Source organism: Rhodoferax aquaticus (assembly GCF_006974105.1).
In the GTDB taxonomy this organism is placed as follows: Bacteria; Pseudomonadota; Gammaproteobacteria; order Burkholderiales; family Burkholderiaceae_C; genus Allorhodoferax; species Allorhodoferax aquaticus_A.
In genome coordinates, this window is record NZ_CP036282.1 from 2,846,708 (window position 1) to 2,866,023 (window position 19,316).

Annotated in this window: 20 protein-coding genes; 11 read left to right on the plus strand and 9 right to left on the minus strand. The window is 58.2% G+C overall.

Going from position 1 to position 19,316, the window contains the following annotated elements; genetic code table 11:
- Positions 1 to 39: 39 nt before the first annotated feature.
- From EXZ61_RS13025 to EXZ61_RS13035, 3 genes are read right to left on the minus strand one after another with little or no spacing between them, the layout of a single operon-like run.
- Positions 40 to 1,275, minus strand: a complete 1,236-nt coding sequence (locus EXZ61_RS13025; RefSeq protein ID WP_142812174.1) for an ABC transporter permease — start codon at positions 1,273 to 1,275, stop codon at positions 40 to 42.
- Positions 1,272 to 2,084: an ABC transporter ATP-binding protein gene (locus EXZ61_RS13030; protein WP_142814239.1), complete on the minus strand. Its 813-nt coding sequence runs from the start codon at positions 2,082 to 2,084 to the stop codon at positions 1,272 to 1,274. The genes EXZ61_RS13025 and EXZ61_RS13030 overlap by 4 nt, the downstream gene beginning before the upstream one ends.
- Before the next feature lie 2 nt (positions 2,085 to 2,086).
- On the minus strand, positions 2,087 to 3,712 hold the full coding sequence (locus tag EXZ61_RS13035; RefSeq protein WP_142812175.1) for an efflux RND transporter periplasmic adaptor subunit: 1,626 nt from the start codon (positions 3,710 to 3,712) through the stop codon (positions 2,087 to 2,089).
- 217 nt (positions 3,713 to 3,929) lie between these two features.
- On the opposite strand from EXZ61_RS13035, the gene EXZ61_RS21920 reads away from it, so the two are divergent.
- From EXZ61_RS21920 to EXZ61_RS13060, 6 genes are all read left to right on the plus strand, one after another.
- Positions 3,930 to 4,091, plus strand: coding sequence for a hypothetical protein (locus tag EXZ61_RS21920; RefSeq protein WP_168224762.1), 162 nt, complete (start codon positions 3,930 to 3,932; stop codon positions 4,089 to 4,091).
- A gap of 39 nt (positions 4,092 to 4,130) precedes the next feature.
- The gene (locus tag EXZ61_RS13040) at positions 4,131 to 4,544 is read left to right on the plus strand and encodes a DUF2306 domain-containing protein (RefSeq protein WP_142812176.1); all 414 of its coding nucleotides are present in this window, start codon (positions 4,131 to 4,133) and stop codon (positions 4,542 to 4,544) included.
- 34 nt (positions 4,545 to 4,578) lie between these two features.
- Positions 4,579 to 4,875, plus strand: a complete 297-nt coding sequence (locus tag EXZ61_RS13045) for a 2TM domain-containing protein (RefSeq protein ID WP_142812177.1) — start codon at positions 4,579 to 4,581, stop codon at positions 4,873 to 4,875.
- Positions 4,875 to 5,951 carry a sensor histidine kinase gene (locus tag EXZ61_RS13050; protein WP_142812178.1) on the plus strand — a complete coding sequence of 359 codons (1,077 nt, stop codon included), beginning with the start codon at positions 4,875 to 4,877 and terminating at the stop codon, positions 5,949 to 5,951. Before EXZ61_RS13045 ends, EXZ61_RS13050 begins: the two co-directional genes overlap by 1 nt.
- Positions 5,952 to 5,960: 9 nt before the next feature.
- Entirely contained in the window at positions 5,961 to 6,791 is an 831-nt protein-coding gene (locus EXZ61_RS13055) for a LytR/AlgR family response regulator transcription factor (RefSeq protein ID WP_142812179.1), read from the plus strand.
- 77 nt (positions 6,792 to 6,868) lie between these two features.
- Positions 6,869 to 7,534, plus strand: a complete 666-nt coding sequence (locus EXZ61_RS13060) for an LON peptidase substrate-binding domain-containing protein (protein WP_142812180.1) — start codon at positions 6,869 to 6,871, stop codon at positions 7,532 to 7,534.
- Positions 7,535 to 7,580: 46 nt separating this feature from the next.
- Here the strand turns inward: EXZ61_RS13060 and EXZ61_RS13065 are convergent, their stop codons facing one another.
- The 5 genes from EXZ61_RS13065 to EXZ61_RS13085 are packed head-to-tail and all read right to left on the minus strand — an operon-like array spanning position 7,581 to position 12,353.
- Complete coding sequence (locus EXZ61_RS13065) at positions 7,581 to 8,897, minus strand: hypothetical protein (protein WP_142812181.1); 1,317 nt, start codon at positions 8,895 to 8,897, stop codon at positions 7,581 to 7,583.
- A gap of 2 nt (positions 8,898 to 8,899) precedes the next feature.
- Positions 8,900 to 9,667: an outer membrane lipoprotein-sorting protein gene (locus tag EXZ61_RS13070; RefSeq protein WP_142812182.1), complete on the minus strand. Its 768-nt coding sequence runs from the start codon at positions 9,665 to 9,667 to the stop codon at positions 8,900 to 8,902.
- Between the two features lie 27 nt (positions 9,668 to 9,694).
- Positions 9,695 to 10,996, minus strand: a complete 1,302-nt coding sequence (locus tag EXZ61_RS13075; protein WP_201799078.1) for an ABC transporter permease — start codon at positions 10,994 to 10,996, stop codon at positions 9,695 to 9,697.
- On the minus strand, positions 10,993 to 11,676 hold the full coding sequence (locus tag EXZ61_RS13080; protein WP_142812183.1) for an ABC transporter ATP-binding protein: 684 nt from the start codon (positions 11,674 to 11,676) through the stop codon (positions 10,993 to 10,995). Before EXZ61_RS13080 ends, EXZ61_RS13075 begins: the two co-directional genes overlap by 4 nt.
- Positions 11,673 to 12,353 (minus strand): hypothetical protein, encoded by a 681-nt coding sequence (locus EXZ61_RS13085; RefSeq protein WP_142812184.1) that lies wholly within the window; start codon positions 12,351 to 12,353, stop codon positions 11,673 to 11,675. Before EXZ61_RS13085 ends, EXZ61_RS13080 begins: the two co-directional genes overlap by 4 nt.
- Positions 12,354 to 12,636: 283 nt before the next feature.
- Here EXZ61_RS13085 and EXZ61_RS13090 point away from each other — a divergent pair, with 283 nt between their 5' ends.
- A complete protein-coding gene (locus EXZ61_RS13090; RefSeq protein ID WP_142812185.1) occupies positions 12,637 to 13,230 on the plus strand; it encodes a hypothetical protein in 594 nt (197 codons plus the stop codon).
- A gap of 256 nt (positions 13,231 to 13,486) precedes the next feature.
- Entirely contained in the window at positions 13,487 to 14,623 is a 1,137-nt protein-coding gene (locus tag EXZ61_RS13095; RefSeq protein ID WP_142812186.1) for a branched-chain amino acid ABC transporter substrate-binding protein, read from the plus strand.
- 112 nt (positions 14,624 to 14,735) lie between these two features.
- Here the strand turns inward: EXZ61_RS13095 and EXZ61_RS13100 are convergent, their stop codons facing one another.
- Positions 14,736 to 15,638 carry a GGDEF domain-containing protein gene (locus tag EXZ61_RS13100; RefSeq protein ID WP_142812187.1) on the minus strand — a complete coding sequence of 301 codons (903 nt, stop codon included), beginning with the start codon at positions 15,636 to 15,638 and terminating at the stop codon, positions 14,736 to 14,738.
- Positions 15,639 to 15,804: 166 nt separating this feature from the next.
- On the opposite strand from EXZ61_RS13100, the gene EXZ61_RS13105 reads away from it, so the two are divergent.
- Genes EXZ61_RS13105 through EXZ61_RS13115 form a run of 3 tightly spaced genes read left to right on the plus strand, consistent with a single transcriptional unit; the run spans position 15,805 to position 19,305 of the window.
- Complete coding sequence (locus EXZ61_RS13105; protein ID WP_142812188.1) at positions 15,805 to 17,652, plus strand: glutamine--tRNA ligase/YqeY domain fusion protein; 1,848 nt, start codon at positions 15,805 to 15,807, stop codon at positions 17,650 to 17,652.
- A 31-nt stretch (positions 17,653 to 17,683) separates the two neighbouring features.
- The gene (locus tag EXZ61_RS13110; RefSeq protein WP_142812189.1) at positions 17,684 to 18,289 is read left to right on the plus strand and encodes a hypothetical protein; all 606 of its coding nucleotides are present in this window, start codon (positions 17,684 to 17,686) and stop codon (positions 18,287 to 18,289) included.
- On the plus strand, positions 18,286 to 19,305 hold the full coding sequence (locus EXZ61_RS13115; RefSeq protein ID WP_142812190.1) for a DUF262 domain-containing protein: 1,020 nt from the start codon (positions 18,286 to 18,288) through the stop codon (positions 19,303 to 19,305). Before EXZ61_RS13110 ends, EXZ61_RS13115 begins: the two co-directional genes overlap by 4 nt.
- Positions 19,306 to 19,316: the final 11 nt, after the last annotated feature.

Consider the following 19,316-nt stretch of genomic DNA (forward strand, 5'->3'; position numbering starts at 1 on the left):
ACGGTGCGAGCACCCACGCCTATTGCGCAGACAGCTCACTTATTCATAGCGAAGCGCCTGTATGGGCAACAGCACCGACGCACGGCGCGCCGGGTAATAGCCAAAAAACACGCCTACACACCCCGAAAAGCCCACGGCCAACACCACAGCCGCAGCACTCAAGCTTACCTGCCAACCCGCAAAGTACCCCACCGCCCAGGTCGCCCCAGCCCCCAAGGCCACGCCCACGGCCCCGCCAATCAGGCTGAGCGTCATGGCCTCAATCAAAAACTGCGCCAGAATGTCACGCCCCCGCGCACCTACGGCCATGCGCAAACCAATCTCACGGGTGCGCTCGGTCACGCTGACCAGCATGATGTTCATGATGCCAATGCCGCCAATCAGCAGGCTAATGCCTGCCACGGCCGCCAGCAGCAAGGTCATGATGCGGCTGGACTCCTCTTGGGCTTGCAGTATCTCGGTGAGGTTGCGCACGTTAAACGGGTCTTCGCCCCCAGCGGGAACTTTGAATCGCTGCCGCAGCAAGTCTTTAATGGACTCTTCCACCGCTTTCATGTCTTGCCCATCGCGCACTTTGACAGAGATGGAGCCCACGCGCTTCAAGCGGCTACTGGTATCACCGCCCCAAATGCGGTTGCGCAGCGTGCCCAGCGGAATCATGAGCGTGTCGTCTTGGTCTTGGCCCATCGAGTTTTGCCCTTTGGGCGCCAATACGCCCACCACCGTCATCGGGATATTGCGCACGCGGATCACCTGGTCCACCGGGTCTAGCTCGCCAAACAACTCGCGTGCCACGGTCGCCCCTATCCACGCGACCTTGGCGGAGCCCGCCATCTCGGCGGCATCAAACACGCGGCCGCTGGCCAAGGGCCAATCACGCGCCTCTAGGTAGTCATTGCTCACCCCAATGATGGAGGTGCCCCAGTTGGTATTGCCAAACACTAACTGGCCACTAGTGCGTGAGGTAGGTGCGGCAACCTGCACCTCAGGAATCTCTAGGGCAATGGCCTGGGCGTCCTCTTCGGTCAAACGTTGCCGTGTTTGGGCGCCCAAACGCACGCCAGCCTGTGACACCCCCCCCGGAATCACCAGCATGATGTTAGAGCCCAAGCCCTTCATCTGTTCCTGCACCCGCAAGGTAGCCCCCTGCCCCACCGCAATCATGGTGATCACCGCGGCCACGCCAATGATGATGCCCAACATCGTCAAAATACTGCGCAGCGTGTTCGCAGCCAGCGCGCGCAAGGCGCTACGAAATGCGGCCAATAAACTCATACCTTTGCTCCCGCAGCCTGTTGCGCAGGCACTTGCTCACTAGGCACTGGAGCCAAGACAGCGCGCTCCGTGTCCTCGACGATTTGGCCGTCTTTGAATACCAGCTTACGCCTCGCCCAAGCCGCAATGTCGGCCTCGTGGGTCACGATCACAATGGTGATGCCTTGCTGGTTCAGCGCGGTGAGCAGTTGCATGATGTCTTCGCTGGTTTGAGAGTCCAGCGCGCCCGTAGGCTCATCAGCCAAGATCAGCTGCGGGTTGTTGACCAGCGCCCGGGCAATCGCTACCCGCTGCTGTTGCCCACCCGAGAGTTCAGCGGGCGTGTGGTCACAGCGCGCACCGAGTCCCACGCGCTCTAAGGCGATGCGCGCTTTTTCACTGCGCTGCGCCGCCTTGACGCCGGAGTACACCATGGGTAGTTCCACGTTTTCCAGCGCCGAGGTGCGGGGCAGCAGGTTGAACTGCTGGAACACAAAACCAATGCGCCGGTTGCGTATGGACGCCAATTGGTCCCGGCCCATGCGCTCTACCGCTTCGCCCGCCAAGTGGTACTCGCCGGACGTGGGCTGGTCTAGGCAGCCCAAAATGTTCATCAAGGTGGACTTGCCAGACCCAGAGGCACCCATGATGGCCACAAAGTCCCCCTGCGCAATGCGCAGCGACACGCCCCGCAGGGCGTGCACCGTTTGGCCGCCACCAGATGCCTTCTGCGCGGGCGTCCCCATCCAGTACACCTTGCTGAGCTCCCGCGCTTCGATCAAGGGCGCGGCAGCGCCTTGCGCGGCAAGGGTTTGAGGGCTAGGTACCATGCTCAAAACGGGGGCCTAGGGCCCGCAGCGCGCGGCTTGTTGGCGGCACCACCTGCGCCTTGGCTGTTGCCTATGATGACTTCATCACCTTCTTTGAGGGCTTGCGTCTGTGCATTGCGGTCTGGCAAGACTTCGGTCATCGAGCCGTCGGATATTCCCAAACGCACGTTCAGCGCTTTGACCTTGCCTTGCGCATCCACGGTGTACACCCGCCCACGGGTGCTGGCGCTGCTGCCACGGTTGGCAGCCTCAGCCACCAAGGCGCTGTACTGTGTTTTCTGCTCGGCAGACAACACATCGGCAATGCGGGCGCGCAGGTCCGCAGAGACACGTTCGCGGGCTTTAGGTCGTTCCTCTGCGGGTACCTCTCGCAAGGCCGCAAACTTAGGTGCCAAGTCGGCATAAATGGCATCGACCTTGGTCGTTTGCTCTGCCGTGAGCTTGAGTTCTGCCACCAAGCGATTACGAAACTCGGTCATGCCACGCGCAGCCCCGCCGCCGGCTTTGGCATCTGAGGGGGCTTCAGGTTTGGTTTCTGGCTTGCCATCGGCTTTGGCATCCGGCTTGACCTCTTTTTCGGGCTCAACGCCCGCAATACGCATGCGCAATGCCGCATTGGGCACTTTCAGCACCTCATTGCGCTGGTCCGTAACGATGCGCACATTGGCGGTCATTCCGGGCAAGAGCTTGCCACCCACGTTGGAAAAACCCACCACCGCCACATAGGTCACCACATTGGCCACGTTTTGCGCCGCCTTGCGCACTTGGCGAATCTCGCCGTCAAAGGTCTGCCCCGGATAGGCGTCCACCGTGAAGCTGGCTTTTTGGCCGGTGCGCAGTCGGCCCACATCGCTCTCATCAATAGCGGCTTCTACCTGCATATCGGAGAGGTTTTGCGCAATCACAAACAACTCAGGCGCTTGCAAGCTGCTGGCCACCGTTTGCCCGCGCTCTATCGCACGCTTGATGACCATGCCGTTGACTGGCGAGGTGATCTTGGTGCGCGCCAGGTCAATGCGGGCCTGCGCCAAACTTGCTTGGCGTTGCGCAACATTAGCCTGTGCCGTCTTCACCTGGGCCTGTGCGACACCCACTTGGGCCTGCACCGCCTTCAAGGATTCCATGCTGGTATTGACCAGCGCGCGCGCCTTGTCGGCCTCGCTTTGGGCGATGAACTGCTTTTCAACGAGCATTTGCTTGCGTTCAAAGTCGCGCCGGGCCTCGTCCAGGTCCACTTGCGCCCGCGAGACCTGGGCCTGTGCCGCAGTCACGTTGGCCTGCGCGGTCATCACCGCAGCTTGGGCTGCGTCTACATCGGCTTGGGAAGAGCGCACGCGGTACTCAAAGGTCTCGGGGTCAATTTGCGCCAGTAGCTGACCGGCCTTCACTTCCGAGTTGAAGTCGACCAAGAGGTCGCGTATTTGCCCACTCACCTGGGTGCCCACGGACACCTGCGACACCGGGTTCACCGCTCCACTGGCCGCCACTGTCGCTTGCAGCTTGCCGACTTCTAGCTTGCCGAATCGGTATTGCGCGTCACTGGCAGCGCTCCCTTGGGTCCACCACCACGCGCCTGCCGCCAACAAACCCACACCCACAACCCCCACCGACCAATAAATCTTTTTCATGCGGCCTATTGTAGAAAGCCAGTGCGACAGCCGTATTGCTGCTCTGTAAAGCTGCTCGCCGCTGCCAAATGAAGCTAAAGACTATTCATTCGCACCTTGTAGCGGCATTTGGCGCTGTTTTTGCGCCATTTGGTCGTAAACGGCTGTGCAGCTGGCCTGGTGTTTGGCACAGTCACGCCATTCACACCGAACACCACTCGCCTACCAGGAGCCCTTTATGCGCAACGCACTGATTCATAAAACACCCGCCTGGTTGTGGGCTTTGTCGGCATGTGCCCTGCTGAGCACCCTGACGCTGTTGGGCGCCTCCATGTTTACGCTGTTAGTCTGCGCAAAAGCGACCCTTACCTTGGCCCTGTGGGTATGGCGTACCGCATAAACCGCAGCACAAGCAACCACAATTACTCCAGAGACTGCCATGACACTCACCCCCTTAGTTGCTGTTCACTTAAGCACCGCTCTGGCCGCTGTAGCCGTGGGTCCCATTGCCCTGTGGGCACGAAAAGGCGCCTCGCAACGCCCCCGCCTGCACCGTGCGTTTGGCTATGCCTGGGTCACGCTCATGCTGATGACGGCGGTCTCGGCCAGCTTTATCCGAGACTTTGCTTTGCCCAACCTCGCGGGTTTCACGCCTATTCACCTGCTGGTGCCGTTTACCTTGTTCAGCTTGTTCGGCGCGTTTTATTACCTGTTTCATGGCAACATCCGCCTCCACAGCAGAATCATGCAAGGCACTTATGTCGGGGCATGCTTGGTGGCTGGTGGGTTTACCTTGCTCCCCCACCGCTACTTGGGCCAACTGGTTTGGGGCCAGTGGCTGGGTTTGTTGTAATGCCCTATTGCGTCTCTTTCACCAAAAACACACCATGCCGACCCCTTTAAGCACAGAAGACATTGACCGCATTGCCCGCAAACGCGCCGGGGCCAAGCTGGGCTGGTACCTCCATGCCTTGGTGTTCGTCTTGGTGAACTTAGGCTTGTACTTGGCTTCCGACATGGCGTGGGGCACGCGAGCCTGGTCGGTCAAGCCCTTGCTGGGCTGGGGACTGGGTCTATTCCTGCATGGCGTGTCAGTCTGGTTGGTGGGTGACACCAGTGGCTTGCGTGAGCGCATGGTGCAAAAAGAAAGAGAACGCTTGCTACGCCAAAACGACAAGCCCTGATGTACCCCCGCTTACACACCATTAACTGGAACGCCAAGCTCAGCGGCTTTTTGCAGACCATGGCGTTCTGCCTGGCGATCACAGCGCTGAACTACAGCTTGCGGCCCCACGACGACTACGCCACACCGCTGACCTACTCCGTACTGATTGGCTTTTTCTCATGGGGCCTCATCAGCTTTGGCGCGGAGTTTTTCCCCTCGGCAGCCGAAACTGGCTTTCCCAAGGGTTGGCAGGGTCTCTTCCTTTCTGCGGGCGGCATTGTGGGGGGCTGTACGCTGGGCTGGCTGAGTGCAAGCCTACTCTTGGGCAAGCCCTTGTCAGGGTCTATTCCCCAAAAGCACCTGCTCCCTGAAGCGGTGATGAGCATCGTAATAGGCATCATCATCACCTTCTATTTTTATAGCCGCGGCAAGAGCTCTCACTTGGAAGGTCGCATCAAAGAAGTGCGCCACCAAGCATCCGAGGCGCAACTCAAGCTGCTCCAAACCCAGCTAGAGCCGCATATGCTCTTTAACACCTTGGCCAACTTGCGAGCCTTGATCAGCGTAGACCCTGCGCGGGCGCAAACGATGCTGGACCATATGGTGGCCTACCTACGTGCCACTTTGAATGCGTCGAGGGCTACCGCCCACCCCTTGCAAGCGGAGTTTCAACGGCTGCGTGACTACTTAGAGCTCATGGCCGTTCGCATGGGCCCCCGTTTGCGCTATACCTTGGACCTCCCCGCAGAGCTGGAACAATTGGCCGTGCCCACCCTGCTCTTGCAACCCTTGGTCGAGAATGCCATCAAGCACGGCCTTGAGCCCCAGGTGGCCGGTGGCAGCATCCTGGTACGCGCGCGGCAACACCAAGGGGTGGTAACGCTTGAGGTGACCGACACCGGCGTAGGCTTGTCAAACAGCGCCCCTCAGCTGACGTCTAACGACACAAGCAGCCCCGGCACTGGCTTTGGTTTAGCCCAAGTGCATGAGCGCCTAGCCACCGTCTACGGGCCGCGGGCTGCTATGCAAATAGAAGCAGTACCCACAGGTGGCACGCGCGTGAGCGTGACATTTCCCAGCCCTTCCACTCCCTGAGAGGCGTCCATGAGCCCTTGCGCCCTGATTGCAGAAGACGAACCCCTCTTGGCCGCCGCGCTACAAGCCGACTTGTCGCGGGTGTGGCCCGAGCTACGCGTGCTAGGTATTGCTGGCGATGGCGTGAGCGCTGTTGAGCAGGCCCTCACATTGCGCCCTGACATCCTGTTCTTTGACATTCGCATGCCGGGCCAAACCGGATTGGATGCAGCCATAGAACTGGCCGATCTGTGGGACAGCCACGCACCGCAGGGCAAGCCATTTCCGCAGCTGGTGTTTGTCACTGCCTACGACCAGTACGCAGTTCAAGCGTTTGACGCCCAAGCCGTGGACTATCTGCTCAAACCCGTGCAAGCCGATCGTTTACTCAAAACAGTGCAAAAACTGCAGCTAGCGCTCGTCAAACCTGCGCAAGAAGCTATCAATTTTGAAGCAACCATCCATCAGTTGCGCCACCTCATGGGCGCAGGCCTTGGTTCACCCAGCGCGGCCGGTGCCCCCGCCACGGCCACGCCAACGCTGACCGTGATACAGGCCAGTGTAGGCACCAGTATCCGCATGGTGCCCATCGCCGAGGTGGTGTACTTTGAAGCGGCTGACAAATATGTGCGCGTGCTCACGGCTAGCCAGGAGTACCTGATTCGCACCCCCCTCAAAGAACTGCTGCCCCAACTGGACAGCCAAGCCTTTTGGCAAATTCACCGCGGCACCGTGGTGAACGCGAGCCAGATTGACGCCGTCCACCGTGACGAGGCTGGCAAGTTGCACCTGCGCCTGCGCACTCGCACTGAAAAGCTGACGGTTAGCCGCCTGTACGCGCACTTGTTCAAGGCCATGTAAGCCTCTGTCACCCACGGCACAGCGGTTTCTGGGATGATGGCGACACCCACACATCCACGCCATTTGCGCAGCCTGCCATGACCGCATTGACCGCTTTGTCTGACTTGCCCTTGTTCCCCTTGGGTACGGTGCTGTTTCCTGGCGGGTACCTGCCGCTGCAGATCTTTGAAGTTCGCTACTTGGACATGGTGAAACGTTGCCATGCCAACGGCACCCCCTTTGGGATCGTCAGCCTGACCCAAGGGAGTGAAGTACGACGGCGCGACTCCAGTGCCCCCACTGGCGATGGTTTTGCCCATGAGAAGTTTGAGTCGGTAGGCACCTTGGCGCGCATTGACCGCCTGGACGCGCCCAACCCAGGCCTGCTGGTCATCCAGTGTCGTGGCATGCAACGATTTCGCAGGCAACAGACAACACAACTCAAACACGGCTTATGGACGGCCCAGGTAGAGCTGCTAGCTGACGACCAACCGGTGCCCATTCCTGAAGATTTGCAGCCCGTGGCCGATGCGCTGGAGGCGGTGCTAGACACGCTGAAGTCGCGCACGGTCGATATAAGCCAACTCCCGCTGCAGCCGCCCTACCAGTTTGACAACTGTGCTTGGGTGGCTAACCGCTGGTGCGAACTCCTTCCTATGGCGCTAGCGCAAAGGCAAAACCTCATGGCCTTGGACAACCCGCTGCTGCGTTTGGAACTGGTCAGCGACATGCTGGAGCGCGACTCCGAACCACCTCAGGCCTAAGCCGTACGCTGGGCGCGGCTTTGCCTAAGCCGCTCAAACGATGGGCTTAGAACGACCAGTTGGCATGCACGTACGCCGTTTGCTGGGTCGGAAGCTGGACCATCACCGCAGTACCAGGTCCGCCATAGCTGCGCACGCCTGCTTGCACTTGCATACGGTCCCCCTGCCACACCACAGATGCTGACACCGCCTGCCCTTGGTCGGCAGGGGTGTAGAGCACATCCACAGCGGGAGTCCAGGCGCCCTGCACCCAACTGGCCCGCACAAAGACGTTGCTTCGGCGCAAGCTGCTGGACGCGCCAAACGCCTCGGCCTGCCAAGCCAAATTGCCCGCCACCGCACTGGCGGGAGCGCCCATCGTAGCGAAGCGCTGTAGCTGGGCATTGCGCGCACCCCATGCGTCCCACTGGTCATCGGACAGCGCTGAGCCGTCCCACCACGCCTCAGCCAGCACGCTGAACTGACTCACATGGGTCCAGGTGCCGCCCACCAAAGCCTGCGCCACGTCTTGCAAGCGGCTGGCTTGCCAAGGGTTGGTGCTCAGCACCCCGTTGATCTGGCTCCCAGTTGCCATGGCTTTGCTGTCGACTTGCCGGGCGTAGCGGGCCGAGGCATGCAGCTCCACCGCATCACTGGCCACCCAGGCCACGGCAGCGCCCACGCTGGCACCGGTGTGTTGCCCCGCCCGGGCAAATGCATGCCAGTCCACCGCACCATCGCGCAAGTAAGCGCGAGCGGCCAGCGCTGCCTCTTGCGCGCCCAGCGCATCTATGGTGTTGACTGGGTTGACGGCCACAAGAGACCACGCTGAGTCAGCGTTAAACCGCTCTGCGGTCAACACAGGGCGGCCAATGGACGTGGTGCTGACCAAGGTGCGTCGCTCTTCTTGCTGCACCAGGTCATTGGGGCGAAAGGCGTAGCCCACGTCCCACGACACGATCTTCTTGCCTGCGCTGAACTGCCATGCCCCGGCGTCGTGCGAGGCATACACCTCATTCATCCACGATTGGTTTTGCACCTGGGCGTTTTGCGCAGATGCGCCCTGCAAAGACTGGTGCTGCACAGTAGCCACTGAGGTGAAACCGTGCCCACGGGCCCTGAGCTCCGCCTCCGCAGTGGCACCCGGGGTGGCCACCACAGCCGTGCCTGCCTGCACAGCGTTAGCCATGGCCAAGGGCCCTGCATCCGCAACCCGGGGTTGCGCCCATTGCGTACGGAGCTGGCCACTGGCGTCCCATGCGCCAACGGATGTGGAGAGCGGTTCAGCCTCACTGTTGGCAGTGCCTTGGGCATGTGCCACCAGTGCGCTGAGGCTGGCACACAGCAAGAACAGGCGTAGTTGGCGTTTGGGGCTGAGCAGCATGCTTATTCCAGGTTCGGGGTTTTGACCAAAAACATGGGGTTGAGCCAAGTCTCAGGCACCACACGGTCTTTGCGACTGAGGTAGCGCACATGGGTGGTCTTGTGGTTGCTTACCTTGTCGGCCAGCACCATCTCCGTGACCATGGTCGGTGCACTGGGCTTATCGGTCACAAAGGTCGCTTGCTTCGCCAATTTGTCCGAGAGCACGTACAAATCTGCCTTGATGGGTTCAAACCGGGCCTTGCCCACCCACAACTCAATGCGTTGGTAAGTCACCCCTTTGCGTGCCGCAGCCAAGCTGAGGTGCCAGCAGATTTTGGTGGGACTGCCTGCCGCCTCGCAAGGCTCTTCACCCAGGAGCGTGCCGGTGTAGTCGTCTGCCCAACTCAAGGTGGCCACATCGCCGGTGGACGCATCGCCCAAGAGCTTTTGCATCGGCGTGATGCGCAAGGGGCGCTGGCTGTTGGGCATCAGCAACCAAAAATCATCGCCCAGCATCAGCACCTTTTGGCCTTTTTCGGCGGGGCTTTGCATCAGCACCAAAGACTGGCGCTTGGCTTGCGCAAACACGGTATAGCGGCGCTCTTTGTCTTGGGACCCATCGGCATTGAGCACCGTGATCTGCGTTTCCACCTGCAAGTTGTCAGCACTGGCGCGAAACTTGTCCGCCGCTTTCAACATGGTGGCCACGTCAGGGGTTTGGGCCAGGGCCCCGCCGGGTAGCGCAGCAGCGAGCACTGCGGCCACAAGCCAAGGAGGTGCGAATTTCATAAACATGTCTTTCAAAAAGGGCTGGAGTTAGGTGTGCGCCAAGGCTTGCACCACGGGCATGTTCACGGTTTTGCGTGCCACCCAGGCCGAGGCCAGCATGGTGAGCGCCACCATGGCAGCAATGGTGGCCAGGTACATCGTCGGTTCAATGGAAATGCTCAAGGGGTAGCCCTTGGTACTGCCGGGGGGTGGGGGCATCTCTACCGGCACCAGGTACAAGAACACGCTCACCCCAAGCGAAATGGCCGCACCACTCAAGGCCCCTACACCGCCCAACACCATGCCCTCTAGCGACAAGGTGGTAAGCAGCTGTTGGGGCAAGGTACCCATGGCGCGCAACGTGCCAATCTCGCGGGTGCGCTCGATGATGGCCATCGACATGGCGTTGGTCACCACAAACACCACAATCAAGCCAATGATGGCCCCCAGCGCACCAAAGATGCGGTTGTACAAATCCCGCACCGACTTGTAGAAGAAGGCTTGGTCCTCCCAAGTCTGCACCGTCAATGTGGGGTTGGCTGCGGCCATGCGCGCCTGTGCAGGCTGGGTCTGCTCCATGCGGGTGAGAAACACCCCCACCGTAGACACCTTTTGGCTGTTGAGCAGCTTTTGCGCAGTGGCAATGTCGGCATAGACCAAGCGCTTATCCACCTCAGGAACGCCGGTAGAGAAAACGCCTTTGACCCGCACATCCAGTGCGTTAAGTGCACCGTCAGAGGTGCTGGCCAACAAGGTCAGGCTGCTGCCCGGCTGGGCTTTGAGGTTGCGGGCCAAGGCATCCCCCATCATGATCTCTGGCTCTGCCACACCGCTGGCCAACACATCGCCAGCGCGCATGCTCAGAAATGGGCCTTTGACCGAAAACTCGGAGTCCGGCTCTACGCCCAAGCCCATCATCACCACCGATTTGTCGCCATTGCTAATCAGCCCACTGAACTCCACACGCGGCAACACCGAGCGCACCTGAGGGTCTGCCAACAAGCGCTCGCGCAATGCGGCAACGTTCTCTAGCCCATGTTGCAAAGGGGTGTCTTCCTCACTCGTGAACTGGGCAGGCTGGCCCAGTACCAAATGGCCAGACTGGCGGGCTGCCGCCTCAGCCAACGACTGGTAAGTAAACAAGGCAAAGCCCCCGGCCAACAAAATGCCAGCGGTGCCCAGTGCTGCAATCGACACGGTCACCAAGGACCGGCGGCGGTTACGCAGCGTGTTTTGCCACGCAAATTTCAACCACATAAGGGTTAAGCCGCTGGGCCGCCCCAAGGCTGAACGCGCCCCCTCGGGGGGCAGAGCGCCACGCGCAGCGGGCGAACGTGGGGGCATATTCATAACAATCTCCCATCCAACAAGGCCAAGACCCGGTCGCAGCGCTGGGTCAAGCGGCTGTCGTGGGTGGCAATCACAAAGGCTGCGCCCTCGGCATGGCCGAGTTCGCGCATCAGGTTCAGCACTTGCTCCGCCGTTGCGGAGTCCAGGCTGGCTGTGGGTTCGTCCGCAATGACCAAGCGGGGCCGCTTTACCAAGGCGCGTGCAATGGCCACGCGCTGGCGTTGCCCGCCCGAAAGTGCATCGGGCAGGTGGTCTGCGTGCTCTAGCAGCCCCACCGCTTCCAGCTGTTTGGCTACACGCTGTCGGCGCTGCGCAGGCGGCACACCCGCCAAGAACAGGGGGTAATCCACGTTCTCAGCCACCGTCATCACGGGTACCAAGTTAAAGCTTTGGAACACAAAGCCCATGGCGTCACGCCGCAGCAAGGTGCGCTGCACTTCATCTGCGCCGGTAACGGGTGTGCCGCTAAGCACAATCTCGCCGCTATCGGGCGTGTCAATCAAGCCGCACATATTGAGAATGGTGCTTTTGCCACTGCCCGAGGGGCCGGTAAGCGCCAGCAGCTCACCGGGCTGCACCACCAGATCCACCCCGCGCAAGGCGGGCACCACATGCGCCCCAAGCCGGTAGGTTTTGTGCACGCCCTGCAGGGCGATCACCGCAGTTGAACGATGGCTCATGGTGCCAAGGTCTTGAGTTGAGCACTGGCGGCATCCGCTTGCGGCGCCTTGCTATTGACAACTTCGGTCAAGAACTTGCGCGCATCGGCGGGGCGGCTTTGGGTCTGGGCCAAGGCTGCTGCCCGCATCCACACAGCGCCACGGAACTCCAATGGACTCTGAGCCAACAAAGGGCTTGCCACCACTTCATCCAGCAACTTGGCACCACGCGCAGCACGGTTCATGAAGCCGGGTACCGCCAAGAAGGTATTGGCAGCAATAAAACGCACATCCAAAGCCCCGGGCAAGTCGTGCTGCATGACAGCGTTGTGTGCAGGGGTCAAAGTCGCCAAAGACTTGTCCAACATGGCCAACCCGTCTTCGCTGTAGCGCATCTTCTTCCAGGGCAACATGGTGGTGGTGGCTTGTAGGGTAGTGGCAGAACCTGCGTAGGCCATGAGCACAGGGTTTGCTGGCTCTGCTTGAAGCATGGCGGTAAAGGCGGCTACCGCTTTGTCAATCGCCGCGCTGTCGCCCTTTTGCCCTTGCATATAGGCGGCAAATCCGGCTTGGAACTGCTCTTGCGGCGCTGCATGCGCGCTAGCGCCCATGAGCATGGCTGCAGTCAAGAGCAAGGCAGCAGGCTTCAGGTTTCGGCCAAGGCTGCCGGAGATGGTGGTTTGGGTGAACGCGAACATAAGTAACTCCAAGCAGTGTTTTGATTGATAAAAGGGATCAACAAAACGAAGCGTAAAAGTCAGCGCAATGGCACGCATCCGCCTTGGGACGAAGCAGCAAACCGGGGGCGTGAAATGCAGCGTGGTGGCGCGAGATGCGCGTCACACAGCGGCTGCAAAAAGCGTTAAAGCCAAACAGTACATGGCAAACGCCTTCCACTTTGCGCGGCTGCTATGAAAAGGTGCACAAAACAGGGCGCAAGCGCTACTATAGGAAGACCTGCTTTTTGAGAGGAGCAAGCACATGAGCACCATCACCTACACCTCAGCTGCTAACCATTTGCCAGAAAGCAAAATGCGGCTGTACCCCACCAAGGTCATCAACATCATTGGCGGCCCTGGGTGCGACAAATCGCTGTTCTCTGCGGCCATCATCTTGCACCTCAACATGAAGCACAAAACGGTGGAAACCATCCCCGACTACGCCAAGTCGCTGGTGTGGCAACAAAACTTTGAAGTGCTCAAAAACCAATACTTCATCGCGCAGCGCCAGTTTGAAATGCTCAACCTGTTAGACGGGCAAGTGCAGTACCTCATCACCGAGTGCTCTTTGCCCCAAGTGCTGTACTACAACCACAACTACGCCGACAACATTTGCGACATTGCCAAAACGCGCATGCAAATCTTGGAGTGGTACGGCCAGCACAACAACATCAACATCTTGGTAGAGCGTGGCGACAAAAAATACGTGCACACCGGCCGCTTCCAAGATGAAGAAAGCGCGCGCGCTATTGACCGTGGTTTGCGGGCTCTATTGATCCACGAAGGACTCCCCTTCACCAGCCTGCCGCCAGACATCGAGGCTATCAACGCATTTGCATCTACCTTGGTTGACTGAGCTCACGCCCATTTTTCACACGAGGGCCTTGCTCATCAAACCATAGCGCACCACACCCGTGCACCTTGGGTTTTTTGCACCAATTGCATACACAAGACCCCACACAAATCCCGCTATTGGGATCAAATTGTTTCATGGCTCATTAGTTCTTTGAATACAATACGCATATACGGACAAACCTTAAGATGCCAAATCAAAACATCGCTTAAGGTACGCGCCGTGAGTAATTTACTTTCACTTTAAAACTGGAGTTTTTATGAAGTTGAACACTATTGCGGCCGCAGTTATCGCACTGTCTACCGGGGTCGCATTTGCCCAAAACGCTGTTGTCACCATCGCCCACGTTGGACCAACAAGCGGCGCTATCGCGCATTTGGGTAAAGACAATGAAAACGGCGCTATCCTCGCTGTTGAAGAACTGAATAAAGCTGGCGTTACCATTGGCGGCAAAAAAGTCACCATCAAATTGATGACTGAAGACGACGCAGCCGATCCAAAGCAAGGTACTGCAGTTGCCCAAAAATTGGCTGATGCCAAGGTTTCCGGCGTGGTCGGTCACTTGAACTCTGGTACCACCATTCCTGCTTCCAGCATCTACTCTGACGCTGGCATCCCCCAAGTTTCCCCATCTGCAACCAACCCCAAGTACACACGCCAAGGCTTCAAGACAGCCTTCCGTTTGGTGGCTGACGATGCGCAATTGGGCGGCACACTGGGCAAGTACGCTGTTAAAGAACTCAAAGGTAAGGCGATTGCCGTTATCGATGACCGTACCGCTTACGGCCAAGGCGTAGCACAAGAGTTCACCAAGGCAGTTAAAGAAGCCGGCGGCACCGTGGTTGCTACCGAATTTACAACTGACAAGGCAACTGACTTCTCCGCTATCCTGACCACTATCAAGGGCAAGAAAGCTGACGTCGTGTTCTTCGGCGGTATGGACGCTGTTGCAGGCCCCATGTTGCGTCAAATGAAATCCTTGGGCATCAACGCCAAGTTCATGGGCGGCGACGGCATCTGCTCTACAGAATTGGTGAAGTTGGGTGGCGACGCTATCGCTGACAACCAAGTGTATTGCGCTGAAGCTGGCGGTGTTGAAGGCCAACAAAAGGTCGGCATGGAAGCCTTCAAGACCAAGTTCAAGGCTAAGTTCGGTACCGACGTGCAAGTGTACGCACCCTACGTGTATGACGGCGTGAACCTGATGGTTGCCGCCATGGTCAAGGCTGGTTCTTCTGACCCAGCTAAGTACCTGCCTGTGTTGGCAGCTACTAAAGACTACAAGGGCGTCACTGGCAACATCTCTTTTGATGCCAAGGGCGACATCTTGAACGGCGCTTTGACATTGAAGACAGTTAAGGGCGGCAAGTTGACTGACCTGGCTGTTATTCGCTAATCAAGCACCCCTGCATTGGCAACGCAAGTTGCCAAGCAAACTAAGCGCACTGCCTGCAGTGCGCTTTTTTTTCGTCTGCTAGTAGCGGTTGCGCCCCATGCGCGCACCCAGTTCAGTGTTCTGGTGCCTGGTTGGCCCACACAAAGCCATCTCGCCCAGCAGCCTTGGCAGCATAGAGCGCCTTGTCCACCAAACCATACGCACTGCGGGCATCGTCTTGCGGGTGCAGCATGCGCATGCCAGCAGAGCAGGTGTAGCCAAACTTGGGGGCTTCAGGCAGCGGCTTTGAGGTGCGCACTTTGTCCAAAATGCGCTTGATGGCGTGCTCCAAGGTCTGCACCTCTACACCCGGGAACAGCAGCAAAAACTCCTCGCCCCCTACGCGGCCAAAGCCATCTTCGCGGCGCAACACCTTTTGCACCGTGCGTGCGAAATGGCGCAGCACCGTATCGCCGCCTTGGTGGCCATAGGTGTCGTTCACTTGCTTGAAATGGTCTAAGTCAATCAACACCACACCACACGAGCGACCGTCGTTGCGCAGCTCATCCAAGCGCTGGTCTAACAGCTCCATGATGTGGCCCCGGTTGCTAATGCCGGTGAGCACATCGGTCTGTGCGGCGCGCTGTGCAATGTCACGCGCTTGGCGCAGCAGGCGCGAGCGGGTTTTGAGCTCAGAAATATCACTCGCAATGCACAGCAGCCAGCCATTGGCTTGCACGGTCTCGGTCATCCAGACCCAACGTCCATCGGTGAGGTCTGTCTCAAACGCGCGAAACGGCTGCTTACCCCGGCGCGAGCTGGCCGAGGCCAGCCAAGTCTCAAAATCTAAAGTTTGAATCTGGGTGCCCACACCCTCTTTGAAATTGCTGCGCACCAAGTCAGTCCAACTCAGCTGCGGCACATTGGGCACCGCGTAGGCTTGGCGAAACGCGGGGTTGGCGTAGCGCAGGTTGTCTTTCTCGTCAAACAGCGACACCAACACGGGTGAGGTCTCATGCAAACTCATCATTTGCATGGTGACGCTGTCTAAATTAGATTGCCCCCGGCTAATACGCTTCTCCTAGAAATGCTTGAGCGCAAGTGAACTGCGCGTTGAACAAACATCATAGCCACGGCGGCGCTATCAAGCAATGAGCAACTCAGCCAATAGACAAAGGCTTCTCCGGTCTAAAATCAAGCGCATGAGCATCCCCACACCCGCCAACGCCAAGCCCGCTGCCAAGTCCGCAGCCCCCGAAGCCGTAAAACCCAGCAACTTTTTGCGTCAGATCATCGAATCTGATCTCGAAAAAGGCACCTACGCACAACGCCGCTGGGCAGGCACCCCGGGAGATGCCGCCCACCATGCCAAAGGCGAGCCTGACACCGCCAAAATCCGCACCCGCTTTCCGCCCGAGCCCAATGGCTACCTACACGTAGGCCACGCCAAAAGCATCTGCCTGAACTTTGGCCTGGCGCGTGACTACGGTGGCGTGTGCCACCTGCGCTTTGACGACACCAACCCCGAAAAAGAAGACCTAGAATACGTCAACAGCATTGTTGACGCCATCAAATGGCTGGGCTTTGACTGGAACGGCAGCCAAGGCGACTACAGCGCCGCCCCCTACCAAGCCAGCGACTACTTCGACTTTATGTACCGCGCTGCCGAATACTTGGTAGAAGCCGGCCACGCCTATGTAGACGAGCAAACCGCAGAGCAAATGCGCGCCAACCGTGGCGACTTTGGCAAGCCCGGTATCGACAGCCCCTTCCGCAGCCGCACCCCCGCTGAAAACCTAGCCCACTTTCGCGAAATGCGCGACGGCAAGCACGAAGACGGCTCCATGGTGCTGCGCGCCAAGATCGACATGGCCAGCCCCAATATCAACATGCGCGACCCGGCCATCTACCGCATCCGCCGCGCCACCCACCACAACACGGGCGACACCTGGTGCATCTACCCCATGTACACCTTTGCGCACCCCATTGAGGACGCGCTAGAGCAAATCACCCACTCCATCTGCACGCTGGAGTTTGAAGACCAACGCCCGTTTTATGACTGGCTGATGGACCGCCTGTGCGAAGGTGGCCTGCTGGCCAACCCCGCGCCCAAGCAATACGAGTTTGCCCGCCTCAACCTCACCTACGTCATCACCAGCAAGCGCAAGCTCGCCCAGCTGGTGTACGACCACAAAGTGAGCGGCTGGGACGACCCCCGCATGCCTACCATCGTCGGCCTGCGCCGCCGCGGCTACACGCCCGCCGCACTGCAACTGTTTGCCGAGCGCATTGGCGTGACCAAGAGCGACAGCTGGATCGACTACAGCACCCTAGAAGGCTGCCTGCGCGAAGACCTAGAGACCGTGGCCCACCGTGGCTTTGCCGTGCTCAACCCCGTGAAACTGGTGCTCACCAACTGGGGCGAAGTGTTTGCCGCACAAGGTGGCGACGCCTACCTAGAGCCCTGCACCCAGCCCGTGCTGCCCCACCCCGCCGACGGCGCCCCCGTGGCCGAACGCCACTTCACCCTGGGCAAAGAAGTGTGGATCGAGCGCGAAGACTACGAAGAAACGCCCCCCAAAGGCTACAAGCGCCTGTACCCCGGCAACAAAGTGCGCCTCAAAGGCGGCTTTGTCATCGAATGCACCGGCGCCAACCGTGACGCCACAGGCAACGTGACCGAGGTGCTGGCCACCGTCATCCCCGACACCAAGAGCGGTACCCCCGGCTCCGCCACCGTCAAAGCCAGCGCCGCTATCTCATGGGTAGGCGTGGCCAACGGCGTGAGCGCCGAAGTGCGCATGTACGACCGCTTGTTCCTAGACGCCCAGCCCGACGCAGGCGGCAAAGATTTTATTGAGAGCCTGAACCCCAACAGCCTGAAAGTGGTAACCGCGATTGTTGAGCCATCCTTGGCGAATGCAGTGCCGGACCAAAAGTTCCAGTTTGAGCGCCACGGCTACTTTGTGGCCGACCGCGTGGATCACGTTCAAGGCACTAAGCCGGTGTTTAACTTGGCGGTGGGGTTGAAGGACTCCTGGGGGAAATAGGCGTTGAGTTACTTGAAAGCACCAACACCAAATGCCACCCACCTTAGATGAGTTCAAACAATTACTCGCCACTAAGCAGGTACGCGAGATAGCCGAAGAAATCGTTATTGGCGGGGATGCAATACACGTCTCAAACGAACAACTGCAGTTTATTCAAGATGAGATTTGTGCCAAGTTTGGATTAGTGAAAAATGATTTGACGCTACATGTCGTAGGGTCAGCAAAACTTGGCTATTCCATAGTCGAAAAAACAGGGCAGGAATCTGGGTTCAAGCCCAGGTACCGCTCCTATAGACATGGGCAGTCTGATGTGGACATTGCAGTTGTAAGTGGCAAGCTTTTTCAAATACTTTGGCATGAGCTGGCGGTTTATTCGCATGGTTCGAGGCCATTCCCATGGGAAAGCAAGCGACTGGGCGATTACATGCTCATCGGATGGTTGCGTCCTGATCACTTTCCCAAAATACCAAGTCCAAGCAAATTGGCCTCATGGTCTGAGGTGTTTCGGAGCCTATCTACCAACCACAGGCTGGATTACAAAAAGTATTCTGGTGGGCTGTACTTCTCACGCCAACACCTTTTGAGATACCACGAAAGAGCAATTCTTGAGTGTCAACATCTGGAGAACAAATTATGAAAACAAGTGCGTCTAACAAGAAAGTACGTGAACTCATTCAGATGGTCCGTAATGCACGCCTGATCCCGCGCCCAGAGTTTCAACGACGACTGGTATGGACAAACTCTGACAAGGCTAAGCTAATTGACACTGTCCTTAAAGGGTACCCGTTCCCGGAAATTTACTTAGCGAATGGTGAACTCAATATAGAAACGGGCGATGGGACGCAGCTGCTTGTTGATGGTCAACAACGAGTTACTACACTGGTTGAATACTTCGAGGGAAACCCGAGGCTTTCATTGAAAGGCAACACTCCATACTCCAACTTGGAAGAGGATGAGAAGAGAAGATTTTTGGACTATGACGTGGCGGTTAGAGATTTGGGAGATATCTCAAGTGCTCAAATCATCGAGGTTTTCAAGCGCATCAACTCAACTGCATATGGCCTAACGGACATCGAAGTTAACAACGCTCTGTACAACGGCGCACTAAAAACATTCGCTGACCGTTACGCCTCCAACGAGTTCTTTGATATACATAGGGTGTTTCGTGCTGAAGACCTTAAACGTATGGGGGACCTCAAATATGTGCTTCAACTTATAGCGAGCATGATGGGGGGGTACTTCAATCGAGACGATGCTTTGGAAGAACTGTTAAGCACTTACAACGATGAATTTCCAATGGAGCAAGAAATTGCTAAACGGTTGGACCAAACGCTTGCTTTCATCGATGAATGTGGCTTTGACAGCAAATCTCGAGTTTGGAAACGAAATGACCTGTTCACTTTGATCGTCGAAATAGATCGCGCCTTTGGCGAAGGGTTACCGCTACAACCAAGCGTTGTAGTTGAATCACTTAACGCGTTCTTCAAGACGGTAGACCAAGGTAGCCTCGAATCGGGAGATCTTGTTGCGGCCACCTACTACAAAGCCGCCGTTCAAGCCTCCAACGATCGGATAAACCGTGAACGCCGGGGGCAGATCATTAGAGATGTTTTGCGGGGTGTTGAGCCGTTAAACCATCTTCTTGGGGTTTAGAGGTAGGCTCG

Bases quoted from the DNA above. Each gene is read 5' to 3' on its own strand.
- EXZ61_RS13025 (WP_142812174.1), bottom strand. From the start codon at position 1,275: ATGAGTTTATTGGCCGCATTTCGTAGCGCCTTGCGCGCGCTGGCTGCG.
- EXZ61_RS13030 (WP_142814239.1), bottom strand. From the start codon at position 2,084: ATGGTACCTAGCCCTCAAACCCTTGCCGCGCAAGGCGCTGCCGCGCCC.
- EXZ61_RS13035 (WP_142812175.1), bottom strand. From the start codon at position 3,712: ATGAAAAAGATTTATTGGTCGGTGGGGGTTGTGGGTGTGGGTTTGTTG.
- EXZ61_RS21920 (WP_168224762.1), top strand. From the start codon at position 3,930: ATGCGCAACGCACTGATTCATAAAACACCCGCCTGGTTGTGGGCTTTG.
- EXZ61_RS13040 (WP_142812176.1), top strand. From the start codon at position 4,131: ATGACACTCACCCCCTTAGTTGCTGTTCACTTAAGCACCGCTCTGGCC.
- EXZ61_RS13045 (WP_142812177.1), top strand. From the start codon at position 4,579: ATGCCGACCCCTTTAAGCACAGAAGACATTGACCGCATTGCCCGCAAA.
- EXZ61_RS13050 (WP_142812178.1), top strand. From the start codon at position 4,875: ATGTACCCCCGCTTACACACCATTAACTGGAACGCCAAGCTCAGCGGC.
- EXZ61_RS13055 (WP_142812179.1), top strand. From the start codon at position 5,961: ATGAGCCCTTGCGCCCTGATTGCAGAAGACGAACCCCTCTTGGCCGCC.
- EXZ61_RS13060 (WP_142812180.1), top strand. From the start codon at position 6,869: ATGACCGCATTGACCGCTTTGTCTGACTTGCCCTTGTTCCCCTTGGGT.
- EXZ61_RS13065 (WP_142812181.1), bottom strand. From the start codon at position 8,897: ATGCTGCTCAGCCCCAAACGCCAACTACGCCTGTTCTTGCTGTGTGCC.
- EXZ61_RS13070 (WP_142812182.1), bottom strand. From the start codon at position 9,667: ATGAAATTCGCACCTCCTTGGCTTGTGGCCGCAGTGCTCGCTGCTGCG.
- EXZ61_RS13075 (WP_201799078.1), bottom strand. From the start codon at position 10,996: ATGAATATGCCCCCACGTTCGCCCGCTGCGCGTGGCGCTCTGCCCCCC.
- EXZ61_RS13080 (WP_142812183.1), bottom strand. From the start codon at position 11,676: ATGAGCCATCGTTCAACTGCGGTGATCGCCCTGCAGGGCGTGCACAAA.
- EXZ61_RS13085 (WP_142812184.1), bottom strand. From the start codon at position 12,353: ATGTTCGCGTTCACCCAAACCACCATCTCCGGCAGCCTTGGCCGAAAC.
- EXZ61_RS13090 (WP_142812185.1), top strand. From the start codon at position 12,637: ATGAGCACCATCACCTACACCTCAGCTGCTAACCATTTGCCAGAAAGC.
- EXZ61_RS13095 (WP_142812186.1), top strand. From the start codon at position 13,487: ATGAAGTTGAACACTATTGCGGCCGCAGTTATCGCACTGTCTACCGGG.
- EXZ61_RS13100 (WP_142812187.1), bottom strand. From the start codon at position 15,638: ATGCAAATGATGAGTTTGCATGAGACCTCACCCGTGTTGGTGTCGCTG.
- EXZ61_RS13105 (WP_142812188.1), top strand. From the start codon at position 15,805: ATGAGCATCCCCACACCCGCCAACGCCAAGCCCGCTGCCAAGTCCGCA.
- EXZ61_RS13110 (WP_142812189.1), top strand. From the start codon at position 17,684: ATGCCACCCACCTTAGATGAGTTCAAACAATTACTCGCCACTAAGCAG.
- EXZ61_RS13115 (WP_142812190.1), top strand. From the start codon at position 18,286: ATGAAAACAAGTGCGTCTAACAAGAAAGTACGTGAACTCATTCAGATG.